An 831-nucleotide genomic window follows, 5' to 3' on the forward strand; every position below is an offset into this window, starting at 1 on the left:
CGGCGAAGGTCTGGCTGACGTGGTCCGAGCCGGTGACCACGAGGGTCACGGTGCTGCCGGGCGCGGCATCGGTGCTGCCGGTGATCGTCGGCGTCGGGTCATTGCTCAGCGCGGGGGCGTCGACGCTGATCTCGGGGGCGACGGTGTCGATCACGCCGGTATCGTCGGCGCTGCCGGTGTTGCCGGCCGGATCGGTGACCGAGGCCTCGACGGTATAGCCGCCCTCGGCGAGATCGGCGGGGACGTCGACGCTGTAGCTGCCGTCGGTGCCGACGGTGGTGGTGAAGGTCTGGCTGACGTGGTCCGAGCCGGTGACCGTGAGGGTGACGGTGCTTCCGGGCGCCGCATCGGTGCTGCCGGTGATCGTCGGCGTCGGGTCATTGCTCAGCGCGGGGGCATCGACGCTGATCTCGGGGGCGACGGTGTCGATCACGCCGGTATCGTCGGCGCTGCCGGTGTTGCCGGCCGGATCGGTGACCGAAGCGGTGACGGTATAGCCGCCCTCGGCGAGATCGGCGGGGACGTCGACGCTGTAGCTGCCGTCGGTGCCGACGGTGGTGGTGAAGGTCTGGCTGACGTGGTCCGAACCGGTCACCGTGAGGGTGACGGTGCTGCCCGGTGCCGCATCGGTGCTGCCGGTGATCGTCGGCGTGGCGTCGGTGCTCAGCGCCGGCGCATCGACGCTGATCTCGGGCGTGGCTGACGTGGTCCGAACCGGTCACCGTGAGGGTGACGGTGCTGCCCGGTGCCGCATCGGTGCTGCCGGTGATCGTCGGCGTGGCGTCGGTGCTCAGCGCCGGCGCATCGACGCTGATCTCGGGCGCGACGGTG

1 protein-coding gene is annotated in these 831 nt (G+C 71.1%); it reads right to left on the bottom strand.

Annotated elements, in window-relative coordinates; translation table 11 throughout:
- On the bottom strand, positions 1-688 hold a 688-nt coding region (locus EOW66_RS19930; protein ID WP_338054892.1), incomplete at its 3' end, for an Ig-like domain-containing protein.
- Positions 689-831 lie beyond the last annotated feature (143 nt).

Source organism: Paenirhodobacter huangdaonensis, from assembly GCF_004022465.1.
Classification (GTDB): Bacteria; Pseudomonadota; Alphaproteobacteria; order Rhodobacterales; family Rhodobacteraceae; genus Rhodobacter; species Rhodobacter huangdaonensis.